The 13541-nt window shown below is 46.1% G+C and carries 11 protein-coding genes; 3 read left to right on the top strand and 8 right to left on the bottom strand.

What is annotated here, in order from left to right; translation table 11 throughout:
• Nucleotide 1 precedes the first annotated feature (1 nt).
• The 8 genes from ACYVEA_RS08320 to ACYVEA_RS08285 all read right to left on the bottom strand — a co-directional run bounded on the left by ACYVEA_RS08320 (nt 2) and on the right by ACYVEA_RS08285 (nt 10719).
• The gene (locus ACYVEA_RS08320) at nt 2-1249 is read right to left on the bottom strand and encodes an AGE family epimerase/isomerase (protein WP_461112909.1); all 1248 of its coding nucleotides are present in this window, start codon (nt 1247-1249) and stop codon (nt 2-4) included.
• A gap of 109 nt (nt 1250-1358) precedes the next feature.
• Complete coding sequence (lon, locus tag ACYVEA_RS08315) at nt 1359-3848, bottom strand: endopeptidase La (RefSeq protein WP_461112908.1); 2490 nt, start codon at nt 3846-3848, stop codon at nt 1359-1361.
• 184 nt (nt 3849-4032) lie between these two features.
• Entirely contained in the window at nt 4033-4503 is a 471-nt protein-coding gene (locus tag ACYVEA_RS08310; RefSeq protein WP_461112907.1) for a DUF6702 family protein, read from the bottom strand.
• A 70-nt stretch (nt 4504-4573) separates the two neighbouring features.
• Nucleotides 4574-5890, bottom strand: coding sequence for an RIP metalloprotease RseP (rseP, locus tag ACYVEA_RS08305; protein WP_461112905.1), 1317 nt, complete (start codon nt 5888-5890; stop codon nt 4574-4576).
• A gap of 210 nt (nt 5891-6100) precedes the next feature.
• Nucleotides 6101-7273 carry a 1-deoxy-D-xylulose-5-phosphate reductoisomerase gene (locus ACYVEA_RS08300; RefSeq protein ID WP_461112904.1) on the bottom strand — a complete coding sequence of 391 codons (1173 nt, stop codon included), beginning with the start codon at nt 7271-7273 and terminating at the stop codon, nt 6101-6103.
• Nucleotides 7270-7851 carry an HNH endonuclease family protein gene (locus ACYVEA_RS08295; RefSeq protein WP_461112903.1) on the bottom strand — a complete coding sequence of 194 codons (582 nt, stop codon included), beginning with the start codon at nt 7849-7851 and terminating at the stop codon, nt 7270-7272. The genes ACYVEA_RS08300 and ACYVEA_RS08295 overlap by 4 nt, the downstream gene beginning before the upstream one ends.
• Before the next feature lie 5 nt (nt 7852-7856).
• Nucleotides 7857-9203, bottom strand: a complete 1347-nt coding sequence (locus tag ACYVEA_RS08290) for an AAA family ATPase (RefSeq protein ID WP_461112902.1) — start codon at nt 9201-9203, stop codon at nt 7857-7859.
• Between the two features lie 13 nt (nt 9204-9216).
• Entirely contained in the window at nt 9217-10719 is a 1503-nt protein-coding gene (locus ACYVEA_RS08285; RefSeq protein WP_461112900.1) for a GH3 auxin-responsive promoter family protein, read from the bottom strand.
• A 233-nt stretch (nt 10720-10952) separates the two neighbouring features.
• Here ACYVEA_RS08285 and ACYVEA_RS08280 point away from each other — a divergent pair, with 233 nt between their 5' ends.
• From ACYVEA_RS08280 to ACYVEA_RS08270, 3 genes are all read left to right on the top strand, one after another.
• On the top strand, nt 10953-11978 hold the full coding sequence (locus ACYVEA_RS08280; RefSeq protein WP_093828825.1) for a rod shape-determining protein: 1026 nt from the start codon (nt 10953-10955) through the stop codon (nt 11976-11978).
• A gap of 138 nt (nt 11979-12116) precedes the next feature.
• Nucleotides 12117-12953: a rod shape-determining protein MreC gene (mreC, locus tag ACYVEA_RS08275; RefSeq protein WP_461112899.1), complete on the top strand. Its 837-nt coding sequence runs from the start codon at nt 12117-12119 to the stop codon at nt 12951-12953.
• An 81-nt stretch (nt 12954-13034) separates the two neighbouring features.
• Nucleotides 13035-13541: a hypothetical protein gene (locus tag ACYVEA_RS08270; protein WP_461112898.1), complete on the top strand. Its 507-nt coding sequence runs from the start codon at nt 13035-13037 to the stop codon at nt 13539-13541.

Below are 13541 nucleotides of genomic sequence, written 5' to 3'. Positions count from 1 at the left end.
GTTATGAGCTAATCGGAAGACCAGATCGGCCAATGCGCTCTCTAGGTTGAATTTTATCACATTTGGTCAATAGCCGGGCTGTTTCAGCCAGGCATCGAATAAGCGAAAAACAGCCAACCGACGGAAGCGATTTGACGGGCAACAGGGGCTGAGCCTGCCGGTCAAGTACCAACTGCCAACCGGCTTGGGCTGGGTCAGGAAAGTGCTGGAACGTATAATCGTGGATACGTTTAAACCATCTGAGACAATCTGGGTGGCGTGTATATAAATAGCCTTTTACCAGGGCATTAATGGCTTCGACCTGCACCCAGGCCCACTTTTGCTGCCAGTCCGGAAAAATAGCCGGCTGACCTTTCATGTCTACGTATTGGTTCAGGCCACCGCCGGTTTCATCCCAGGCTTGTTCGCAAGCTTGCAAACACCACGTAATGACCTGAGACGCCAGTTTGCGGTTAGTGTTTCCCAGTACCCCACCTCGATTGTCGCTACTTTCGGAATAGACGTCAAGCAAATAACTAGCCGTCTGAAAGGTTAGCCCAATAGCAAGTCTCCGACCTTCAGGCGTATTAACAAAGGCGCCTTCGGGTAATATAAATTCACGTAACGTATCGGTACGTCGATCTACAAATTCATGTAGTAGCTCCTGTACAAGACTGTCTCGCGCTTCTTTCCATGTTTCTTCATCTAGTAAAGGCTGCATTTCCAAAACCGCCTTCAATAGGGCTACCGGTTCGCTCAAGTGGTGGAGTTGTCGAAAGCCATCCAGTGTATCGATTTGATTTGCACGATCGGCTTCTCTACGCTGGCGTAAGTTCGAGAATACTTGTTTCGCCAGCATCGCCCATTCATCCTCACCCGTTGCACGGTGCAGTTGTGCGTAGGCTATAATGGTAAAACTGTCGGGTGTATAATCCGATGCGGTAGCAACCGGACGGCCTCGTCGGTCAAGTTGAGCATAACAAGTTAACGTAGCGTCCTGAGCAAACTCACTCAGAAAGAGCGCTCCGTGGCGGGCATGTTCGAGCCAGGCTGGCTGGCCATCGACCGTATTATAGAGCCAGGCGAATGCCCAGGTTTGTTGGGACTGAAGAGTAACGTATTTATCCCCATCAACGACCTCGCCTGCTGAAGTCAGTATATCAAAATATCCTCCACATTGTTCGTCACGGCCATGTTTGAGCCAGAATGGCACAACCTGACGTAGTAACGCCTGCTGATAAAGAGCGGAGAGTTTTTGAAAATCATGCACGGCGTAAAGATAAGAAAACGGTCGGGCCGACGGAGTAGTTAAGCAGATTTATGGAATATCCATCTCAATCTGATTGCCTACTCCGTCGGCCCGACCGTTTTCTTGACGATCAATAAACTTTTTCGATTTCGCGTTGCTCTTTCTCTTCAGGAAGTATAAACTTCATGGGTTTACCAACCTGGCTGGGCAGTAAAGCGATGGCCAATACCTGATCGACCGTATCGGCGTAGTGGAACGTCAGATCTTTAATGTATGTCTGATTTATTTCCTCAATATCCTTACGATTCTTCGAGCAGAGAATAATCTCTTTGATACCCGCCCGATTGGCCGCCAGAATTTTCTCTTTTATCCCGCCTACAGGCAATACCTTACCACGTAGCGTCACCTCACCTGTCATCGCCAGATACGGTTTAACCTTACGTTGGGTATAGATAGAAGTCATGGACGTCAGCATCGTAATTCCCGCAGACGGACCATCTTTCGGAACAGCACCAGCTGGAATGTGGATATGCAGGTCGTAGTGGCTGAAAACCCGGTAGTCGATACCTAAATCGTCAGCGTGTGCTTTGAGATAAGAGAGGGCCGTTACGGCAGATTCCTTCATGACGTCTCCCAGTTGGCCAGACAAAGTCAAGACACCTTTGCCACGGCTCAAGCTGGATTCGATAAGCAGTATTTCACCACCAACCTGTGTCCAGGCCAGGCCCGTTACAATACCCGCAATGTCATCGTCGGCGTAGAGTTCTTTGTCAAAGATCTCGGCACCAAGCATTTTAGGAATATCGCTGGCTTTGATCGTATGGTTGTATTCCTCCTCCATCGCAATGGATTTGGCGATCTTACGTATCAGTGCACCGATTTTCTGTTCCAGATTCCGAACACCTGATTCTCGTGTATAAGCCTCAATGATACGTAGGATGGCTTTGTCCTCAATAACCAGATCTTTGGGTTTTAGCCCGTGATCTCTGCGTTGTTTGGGAATGAGGTACTTCTTGGCAATCTGAACTTTTTCTTCAACCGTGTAGCCCGCAATGTCGATAATTTCCATCCGGTCGCGCAGGGCAGGATGAATGGTATCGAGGGAGTTCGCTGTAGCAATGAACAACACCCGCGACAGGTCAAATTCCGTTTCAAGGTAGTTGTCCATGAAAGTCGAGTTCTGCTCGGGGTCCAGAACTTCGAGCAGCGCCGATGATGGATCACCCCGGAAATCAGAGCTAACCTTGTCAATTTCGTCCAGAATAAAGACCGGATTGGCCGTACCGCACTTACGGATATTCTGAATGACTTTGCCCGGCATAGCACCAATGTACGTTTTGCGGTGGCCACGAATTTCGGCTTCGTCGTGAACACCGCCCAGCGCCATCCGGCTGTATTTCCGGCCTAATGCCTTGGCTACCGATTTGCCCAGCGAAGTTTTACCTACGCCTGGAGGGCCGTAAAGACACAGGATTGGGGCCTTCATGTCGTTCTTGAGCTTTAGAACGGCCAGGTACTCGATAATGCGTTCCTTTACTTTTTCCAGCCCAAAATGATCCGTATCGAGAATCTTTTGCGCCCGCTTCAGGTCGAAATTATCCTTTGTATATTCATTCCAGGGCAAATCAACCATGAGCTCAACATAATTCATCGTTACCGGATATTCCGGAGCCATTGGGTTGATTCGCTGTAATTTATTCAGTTCCTTATCAAAATGCGCCCGCACTTCGGTGGGCCATTTCTTGCGGTCGGCTTTAATCCGTAACTCATCAATCTCCCGATCGGGATTATCCATGCCTAGCTCGTCCTGTAGGACTTTCATTTGCTGACGCAGGTAATAATCGCGTTGTTGCTGATCTAAATCGGAGGACGCTTTTGACTGAATCTCGCGTTTGAGTTCGAGCAACTGCACATCGCGAAGCATGTACTCCAGCAGCAAGTTAGCTTGTGGAACAGCCTCCAGCGTTTCTAGAAGTCGTTGTTTATCAGCAACATCTGCATTGATATTTGAAGACAGAAAGTGCAGTAAAAAAGTTGGGCTTTCGATATTGTCCAGCGCAATACGGGCTTCTTGTGGTATTTCTGGATTAAGGCGCAGGACTTTATAGGCTGCGTCTTTTACGGATTGCAGCAGGGCTTTACCTTCCTTTTTGTTTGCATTCGGAAACGAGTCGTCGATCTGGCGAACCTGTGCCGTCATAAAAGGCTCTTCCTGCGTAATTTGCTGAATTTCAAAGCGCTTCTTCCCCTGAATAATAATCGTGATGTTACCATCGGGCAACGTAATCATCTTAATAATGTACGCTACCGTACCAAAACGATATAGATCGTCGGCGGTGGGTTCATCCTTCTGTTGATTGAGTTGAGCGGTTACACCAATAATTCGATTGCCTTTATATGCTTTCTTAACTAACCGAATTGACTTTGATCGGCCTACCGTAACGGGAATCACCATACCCGGAAACAGGACCGTATTACGGACCGGTAGAATGGGTAGATTTGGTGGCAATTCATAATCATCATACAACCCCTCCGACGAGCCGAGCGGAACAATTTCTAAATTATCCGAATCAAAATCGGCCAGCATCAAACGGGTAGCTAACTCTTTTTCTGAAATCATAAGTACACTGCCAAACTGACAGCCTTCAATAAGTGATAGGTGCCTAAAATATAAGGAAAGCCAAGGAAACTGAGCTAGTTGCAAGGGCCGTGCCATTCATTAATGTTATGACGAAGTGGCGGGCCTTCTGTTATTTCCACAAAATAACAAAACCAGATGATAAGCGGCCTAATAAATTTATTAATCAGAGTGAAATGTCCTGAACGGACTGGCTTTTGCGAAAAACAAATGTTTTTTTCTGATGCTGGTACTGGATGTTAACCATATTGACCTGATCATCAAAATACTCCATCAATACGTTCTGTTTCAACTGTCCACCCCGAAACGGTTCTGCGTAAGGCATTTCCAGGTAAAGCCAATTGGCATCAGCCTCGATTTCGTGTCCTACGTATTTAATCGGCTTCGTCTGTTTCTGCGGATTCATATACGCGAAATGCGCGCGGATGTATTTCTCAATCAGCGCATCATTTTTATTGCTGTCACTTAAATTGACTTTAGTGTTCGATTCGGCTGAAAGAGCCTTTTCGAAATCATCCGTAAAGATGCGAATGCTGATTTCAAACACCTGCTCTTTCGGATCATACTGCATCTGCGTGACGCTGGCATGAAAATCATGTGCCGAACGACTATTTGTAAATAGCAGAACGATGAGCAAACCGCAAAGACGCGAAGAAAAGGACCCTAGGCAGGCCCCTGCGAACTTCACGTCTTTGCGGTTTACTTTTTTAAAAGAAGGCTTTGAAAACGTCATTGAAAATTGCAAAAGCCATTAAACCAAGCAGCATGACCATGCCTACCTTTTGAGCACCTTCCAGGAACTTGTCGGAAGGTTTACGGCCAGAAATGATTTCGTAGCCTAAAATCGTGGCATGACCACCGTCGAGAGCAGGAATAGGTAACGCATTCATGAAAGCAAGGGCCATGGAGAGCAACCCCGTAACGGTCCAAAAACGATCCCAAACCCAGATACCACCGAACAGATTTTGGGCGATGCCAATGGGACCACTAAGTGCTTTAGATGCCGAGACTTCGCCCCGGAAAATTTTACCAAAACCTTTTATATTATCAAATACGACCTGAAAGGCTTTGCTTGTGCCTATCGAAAGGGCTTCACCAAACGTATAATCTACGTGAGATACTGGCAATAATTGTTCTACGCCAATTCCGATAAGGCCATCTGGCGTAACAGCTGAAGTCAATGTTAATGACTGACTACCGCGCTGCACGGCAAGGGTAACTCTTTTGCCGGTATTTGCTTTGATAAGCTGTTGAAATTCGTGGTAAAACGGTGTCGGTTGCCCATTAACGGCTGTGATCCGGTCGTTCTCTTTAAGACCAGCCTTCTCTGCGGGCATACCTTTAGCAATCGAACGGACTTTAAATGGCTCGATAGCCTCAATAAATTGTCCGGCAGCTTTCTTATCGGCCAGTTTATCCACAAAATTATTGGGAATGTAAATGTCCTCAAGTTTACCATTCCGCTCAATGGTATAAGAACTGTTGTTGCCCAGTAATACGTCGGAACTGCGAACTTCATTGAAATCTACTATCGGTTTTCCATTTACCTTGACGATTTTATCCCCCGTTCTCAATCCAATGCTTTTGGCCAGATCATAAGCGACGATACCATATTTTGCGTCCTTTGCTGCCAGATACGTATTACCGTTTTTGTAAGTCAGAATTACGAAAATCAGGATGCCAACGATGACATTGACAATAATACCACCAAGCATAACGATCAATCGTTGCCAGGCTGGTTTCGCTCTGAATTCGTAGGGCTGTGGCTCCGTGTTTGTATGAGCGGTGTCGAGCGATTCATCAATCATTCCCGAGATCTTCACAAATCCCCCCAACGGAATCGCCCCAATCCCGTATTCTGTTTCCCCGCGTTTGATGCTAAACACTTTTGGTGGGAAGCCAATGAAATATTGCTCTACCCGCATCCCAAACGCTTTGGCTGCCAGCAGGTGACCCAGTTCATGTAAGCCTACTAAAATGGACAAACCCAGAATGAGCTGTCCCGCCATAATTAAAATTTCCATTTGATCGGTTTTGTCATTAGTTGCGATTGGGAAACCGCGCTGATAGTACTTGCTGATTAAAACTCATTCTCGTAGGCATCCATTCTCATTTGCCTGACCGCTTTGCTGCAAACCTTTGATAAAACAGTACCAAGTACCAGGCCAATAATAAACCAAAGCCAAAATGGCATGTGGATAAAACGTTAGGAACAACGGATACTGTACAAACATCTAAACCAAACTTTTGATTCGCTCCGTGGCTAGCCGACGTGTTTCCTCGTCTGTAGATACGTAGTCGTCGTAGGTTGGCGCACGAACGAAGGTTGCTTTGACCAAACACATCTCAATAATTTCTGATATGTCTAAAAAGCCAATTCGATCGTGTAAGAAGGCGTCTACCGCCACTTCGTTCGCTGCATTGATGATGCAGGATGCGTTACCGCCCAAATCCAGCGCGTCGAAAGCGAGTTGCAAATTACGAAACGTTTCCTTGTCTGGCTGTTCAAATGTGAGGGATGGATAATCCATGAAGTTGAAGCGGGGGAAATCGGACTTCAAACGGTTTGGATAGCCAAGAGCAAACTGAATCGGTAAGCGCATATCGGGCAAACCCATTTGCGCTTTCAAGCTGCCGTCCTCAAACTGCACCAGCGAATGAACGATGCTCTGGGGGTGTACCACTACGTCGATCTGGTCGGAGCGAAGATTGAATAGCCACTTCGCTTCGATGACTTCCAGACCTTTGTTCATCAACGTAGCGGAGTCAATCGTAATTTTAGCCCCCATCGTCCAGTTAGGATGCTTGAGCGCCTGGGCTTTCGTGACAGTTGATAAAAACTCTTTTGACTTTCCCCGAAACGGGCCCCCCGATGCCGTCAGGATGATCTTCTCAATCGGATTGTGAAACTCACCAACCAGACACTGAAAAATAGCCGAGTGCTCAGAGTCGACCGGAAACAGGTTAACGCCTTTCTGTGCAGCCAACCGGGTTACGAGTTCGCCCGCGACGACGAGCGTTTCTTTGTTAGCCAGTGCAATCGATTTTCCCGCTTCAATCGCCTTGATGGTTGGCAGCAGACCCGCATAGCCGACCATAGCGGTCAGGACTATATCAATCGTGTCCATTTGTACCACGGAGGCAATGGACTTGGCCCCGGCATACACTTTAATGTCGAGTGGATCGAGCGCCGAGAATACCTGATCGTAGCGGTCTTCATTGCAGATAACCACTACATTCGGCTTTAACTCAATAGCCTGCTCGATAAGCAGCTCGGCATTATTATTGGTCGTCAGCACCTCGGCCTGAAACTGATCGGGGTGGGCTTTTATCACCTCAACAGCCTGTGTTCCGATCGAGCCCGTCGAGCCGAGGATAGCGATATGGCGTTTTTTTATGTCAGTCATTTAGTTTTCACTAAGTCAAAATCGACTTTTACGTCTAATTCTTCTTTAAGAGCGCGGATGAAATAGACACCTTCGGGATAGTCAACCAGCAATTCGTCAATGTACTGCTGCGCTGGTTGATTTAAGTTATCAATCTGTTGCTTTTTAGATGTAATATATCGTTTACGTTGATCAGCTAAACGAGCATTGTCCAAGTCTAGTAATCGAATGAGATTTTGAGCTTCAATATCATTTGGATCAGCGGCAGCGTAGTTTCCATCAAAGTATAGAATTCGCTGTTCTAAATCGTCTGCAGTAGGATGAAGTATAGGTTCTGTCCATTTGTTTGATTTTCTGATATTCCACAGACTTTTAACCAGGAACCAATTCGTATAGCCGTCAGTATCAGTGTTTTTTAGTGTCGGGTTGAAGTGTTCAATATGTGCGTCATCTGACGAACCAAGATAGGTTTCGGTGTACGCGCAGATGCTATGCTGTTCTGATGCCAATAACTGCCTCAATTCGTCATTTTGGCCGTCTTTATAAGCTAACCGGCGTTCAATAATTTTCGACTGAGTCGACTTTATAATACGTCGCATGCCGATTAAAATTTGTATTGGTCGCCTAACTTAGCCTGCTCGACTACTAATTTTTTTTGCCGCACGGGGTCCTTTTCATTTTTAATTTCTACGAATAGATCCCGATACCGCTTGTAGGCGTCTATTCCCGGCTGCAACATTAGCTCATCCAAACCGAAATCTTCGCTTAAAATATCATTCGGGTCATCCCCTTCTGGGGCTACGCCATTATGAAACTTAACTTCACCATTCTCATCAAAATATAAAATGAATCGTTCACAAGGCTCAAATGCTGATGCGATAATCGGCGAGTGCGTAGCAAAGAAGAATTGAGCTTCAGGAGCGAGATTAGTGTAATACTCTACCAATTTACGTTGTATATCAGGAAATAAAGAGCGTTCAGGTTCATCGAAAAGGATGACAGTATCTTGGGTGTCAAATTTATAAATTGGGATGGCTGTGGATAAGAGTTGACGGGTGCCGGTGCTGAGATTTGAACTAGGAATTGCAGTGTCCTGCTTATTACTTTTGCAAAGCGCTATTGGGGCATTACCTTTCGCACCAATATTCACCTCCAGAAAAAAATCATTCAAAATTGGGTTCAGACATTTTTCAGCTAATTCGATACGAGGATCAGCAGCTATCCACTTTTGAAGTTCTTCAGTTACTTTATTTTTTGGTGTAGTTTGAATGATTTTTGTAATCTGCTGCACCGTTTCTTCATCGTACTGATTAATTTCTCGGAGTAAATATTGCCAGGTAGATAATGATTGCATATCACCTAATGAAACCACTTTTTTAGCGCCAGTTTCATAGATACGATAGTCATGGGCTGCTTTTTCTTTTTCAATTTGCGTATCGGTCTTTACGAAATCTGAAAAAGCTTGCGGCTGGTCTTTTTGATCGAATAGAAAAGCATCGGCTTCGCGGGCAATTGACTCTTTGATAAACAGGCAAAGCTTTACTGTATCATCAATTGCGTATAGTAAGCCATTCTCTTCAACCCATTTCTTTAGTAAAGCTACTCTTACCTGTTTATGATTCTCATAGTTTTCTAAGCTTTCAGTTTGATAGGAAGTGTGAACCCCATCACTTGCTATTTGTATTGAGATAGGACTATAGAAGATATCAAAATTCCCCGAATTATTATGAATGACTTCCCTATTGTTAACAACTAAATAACTATCTTCAAGTAGTCTAAAAAAATCCCAAATAATATTCAACAACGTCGTCTTTCCCGTACCACTTTGCCCGATAAAACATACCTTATCCAATGGCTGACCAGCTTTTTTGTGGTCTGCCGGGTACGTAAAATCAAACTTTATATTTTTAAACTGGCGGTACTCGCCAATGTCAATGCCAGTTATTTTCATTATATATTATCCATTAGACATTGTGCATTATTGCCAATAATCCCTCCGCAATTTTTCGGTCATTCGCCAGGCGCGGTACTTTATTCTGTCCGCCTAACTTGTCCTGCGATTTCATATACCGTTGAAACGCTCCGCGGGGCAGGCTCGTTAGTTTTAGGGGTTGCAGGATGGAGCCAGTGATGAGGTCGTCGTAATATACGTTTAGTTTGGTCAGGCGGTTGTCCAGGTCGCGGGCGAAGGCGGCTGGGTCGTGGGGAGACGTAGCAAATTCAACTAACCACTCGTGATACGGCAACCCCTCTTTCGGACTAACCATCGGCGCTACGGTGAACTCAACCACTTCAGTTTCGGGGTGCTGCTGCATCGCGTACTGCAAGGCTTTCTCAACTTCTTCTCCAATAACGTGCTCGCCAAAGGCCGAAATGAAGTGCTTGATACGCCCCGTTACGAGCAGCCGGTACGGGTCGCGGGAGACGAACTTGACTGTATCGCCGAGCGAGTAGCCCCACAAACCCGCATTGTTATTGATAATGACGGCGTAATTTTTGCCTAGTTCTACTTCGCTAATCGTCAGTCGTCGCGGATTTTCGGTGAAGTACTCATCGGCGGCAACGAATTCAAAAAAGATGCCGCTGTTCAGCAGCATCAATAAACCTTCTTCTGTTTGTGTATCCTGAAACGCGATGAATCCCTCAGACGCTGGGTACGTTTCGATGGAATCTACATGCTTGCCGATGCTGTCGAATAATTTGGCACGATAAGGCTCGAAGTTCACACCACCGTACACAAATACCGAAAAATCGGGAAAAACGTCTTTGATCAACTTACCGGTCCGCTCCTGAATACGGTCGAAATACATCTGTACCCAGGGTGGAATCCCCGAAATGAGCGACATGGGCTGCGTCAGCGTCTCGTCGATAATATGTTCCAGCTTGGTTTCCCAGTCGTCGATAACGTTCGTCTCGTAGCTGGGAAGTTGGTTCGTGCGCAGATAGGCCGGTACGTGGTGGTTGGCAATGCCCGATAGCCGACCAATGTTGATGCCCGCTTTCTGCGTCAGTTCGGGACTGCCCGACAGAAAGATGAGTTTTTTATCCAGAAACGCGCTGTTCCCTGTTTCGTTGATGTAATTCAGCAGGGCATCACGGGCCGAATCAATATGGTTTGGAATGGAATCCTGGGTAATCGGAATGTATTTTGTGCCAGACGTAGTGCCCGATGTTTTCGCAAAATAGAGCGGCTTTCCTTTCCAGAGTACATCAGAATTACCGGCTAGAATTTGCTCGATATAGGGTTTCAGGTCTTCATAATCCCGAACGGGTACAGCCTGCCGAAATTCTTCGATGGTATGCACATCCCGGAAGTGATGATCCTTGCCAAATACCGTATGACGGCCACCGTCGATCAACTTCTGAAGCCATTCTTGCTGAGCTTCCGCAGGCTGATACATCCAGGTTTGTTGCCGTTCCACGACCCATTTGGCTAATGGCTTACTTGCTACCGACCTAATTCCCATAATAACACAAAAGTACTATATAATAGATAATGAATCGTGTAGGTTCGATGGCTTATCCGTGTACCTTTACATCCTGCTCCTTTGGCATCGTTCGTTATCCATCCCCCTGATAGTCATCTTAAAAATACACTAGTCTATTCGAGCCTTCGACACGGTTTGTCTTGAATAATCTATATTTTTGCGTTCTTTTTAATTCACAGTACTTGTAATAAGACGTTCTGCGTTAACCTATAATGGGACTTTTTAATTTTCTAACCAGCGACATTGCTATTGACCTGGGCACGGCGAATACCTTGATTATTCACAAGGATCGGATTGTGGTGGATGAGCCTTCGATTATTGCAATGGACAAGATCAGCGGCAAGGTGCTAGCCATTGGGCATAAGGCCATGCAGATGCACGAAAAGACCAACGAAAATATCAAGACCATTCGCCCATTGAAAGATGGTGTTATTGCTGACTTTACGGCCGCCGAGTTGATGATTCGGGGTATGATTAAAATGATAGATACGGGCAGCAAACTTTTCTCCCCTTCACACCGGATGGTTATTTGTATTCCGTCGGGTATTACGGAAGTAGAAAAGCGGGCTGTCAAGGATTCGGCTGAACATGCTGGTGCCAAAGAAGTGTATATGGTACACGAACCAATTGCGGCTGCCATCGGGATCGGCATTGATATTACTCAACCCAACGGCACCATGATTGTGGACATTGGGGGCGGCACAACCGAGATCGCCGTTATTGCCTTGTCGGGGATTGTCTGCGAGCAGTCGATACGTATCGCTGGCGACGTCTTTACCCGTGATATCGTGGATTATATGCGCCGTGAACATAATCTGCTTATTGGCGAACGCTCGGCCGAGCAGATTAAAATGGAAGTTGGATCGGCTTTACCAGAACTCGATAACCCACCCGCTGATTACGAAATCCGGGGTCGCGATTTGATGACGGGTATTCCGAAGGAAATTAAAGTGACGTACAGTGAAATTGCGTACGCCCTTGATAAATCGATCTCGAAAATCGAGGAAGCAACTATGAAAGCTCTCGAAATTTCGCCACCGGAGTTGTCTGCTGATATTTATACCAACGGAATTCACTTGACGGGTGGCGGGGCGCTTCTGCACGGACTCGATAAGCGCCTGGGTGCCAAAACAAAGTTGCCTATTCACGTTGCCGATGATCCACTTAAGGCCGTTGTGAAGGGCACCGGTGAAGTGATTAAGAATCTGGATATGTACCGGTCGGTACTGATTAGTTAAAGTTTGTTATTCCGGCTGATTTGTCATTTCGACGCAGGAGGAATCTTCGGATGAGGATATTTTCTCATATTAATGAAGATTCCTCTTGCGTTGGAATGACAAATCAGCCGGAATTATTTGGCTGTTATTGCTGCTCCAATGGGAGAATTAGTTGATTTTTTCCTCCGAAGCCGCCACTTCATTTTGTTCGTATTGCTGGAAGTACTCTGTTTTTACTTCATCATTAATACCAGCAATTATTGGAGTGCTACGTACTTCAATACATCGAATCGCTACGCGGCTCAGGTTCTGGCGTGGTCGAACGCGGCCAACGAATATGCAAATTTACGGAAGGTCAACGCTGATTTAGCCCTCGAAAATCAACGGCTTAATGCACAATTGACGAAAGCGCTCCAGAGCAGGCCAGAAGCGCCGACTGAGTATCGGGCTGATTCTGCCTTTGCGGATCGTTTTAAATTTACGGTGGCCAAAGTAGTTGACAATACAACGCAGTTCGCCAATAATTACATCACCATTGACAAAGGGAGTGATGACGGAATTCGGCCGGGCATGGGCGTTATTTCACCGACGGGCGTTGTGGGAAAGGTGCGCGTTTGTAACCATCATTTTTCGGTCATTACGTCCATTCTTCATTCCGAATACCTGGTTTCATCGCAACTCGTGAAAGCGAATGAGATTGGCACCGCCAAATGGGACGGTTCTGATCCAAGATTTATCAAACTGCTCGATATATCACGCTATAAGCCGGTTAGCAAAGGTGATTCTGTCGTTACATCGGGACACAATTCAACATTCCCGCCCGGTATTTTAATTGGGCGAGTCTTATCCGTTGCACCGATGCCCAATCAGACGTTCCACGATATTACCCTCAATCTGGCCACGAATTTTAGTAACCTGTCATTTGTGTATGTTGTCGAAAATCGCTTACAGGCCGAGCAGGAACAATTGGAAAAACAAGTTGATAACGAAAAATGAGTGGTCAGTCGATAGTCGTTAGTCAAGAGCGATCTGATACTGAATGACTAACGACTATCAACTGCCGACTAACGACTATACATGACCCTGCGCGAGATCCTCTCTACTACGTTGTTGTTTGTGCTGTATCTGGCACTGCAAATTTTGCTCGTGCGCAATGTAGTCCTGTTTGATTATGGCTTCTGCTTTATCTACATCGCCTGTATACTGCTTCTGCCGAATGAAATCAGTCGAACCTGGCTGCTGATCATTGCGTTTGCGACGGGCCTTATTGTCGATACGTTTTACAACACGTTGGGAATGCATGCAGCCGCTACCGTGTTAATGGCGTACTGCCGACCGCTGATTGTGCGGGCTCAGATTGATGTGCCGGGTGTTGAGTCCAGGATTCAGTTTTCGTTGCGGGAACTGGGCGTTGGTCCTTTTTTTCGCTACGTGTTTTTGCTAACGCTCATTCATCATACTGCCCTATTTTTCATTGAAGCCAGTAGCCTGGTGTTACTTATACCAACGCTGATCCGGGTTGGGGCCAGTACGCTTTTTACCACAGTAAGTATTGTTCTTATTCAGTTCTTTACGAGAAATTAA

The sequence above is a fragment of the Spirosoma jeollabukense genome (assembly GCF_054777855.1).
Note: the sequence above shows the minus strand (reverse complement) of the source record. Positions and strands in the feature narration are given on the sequence as shown.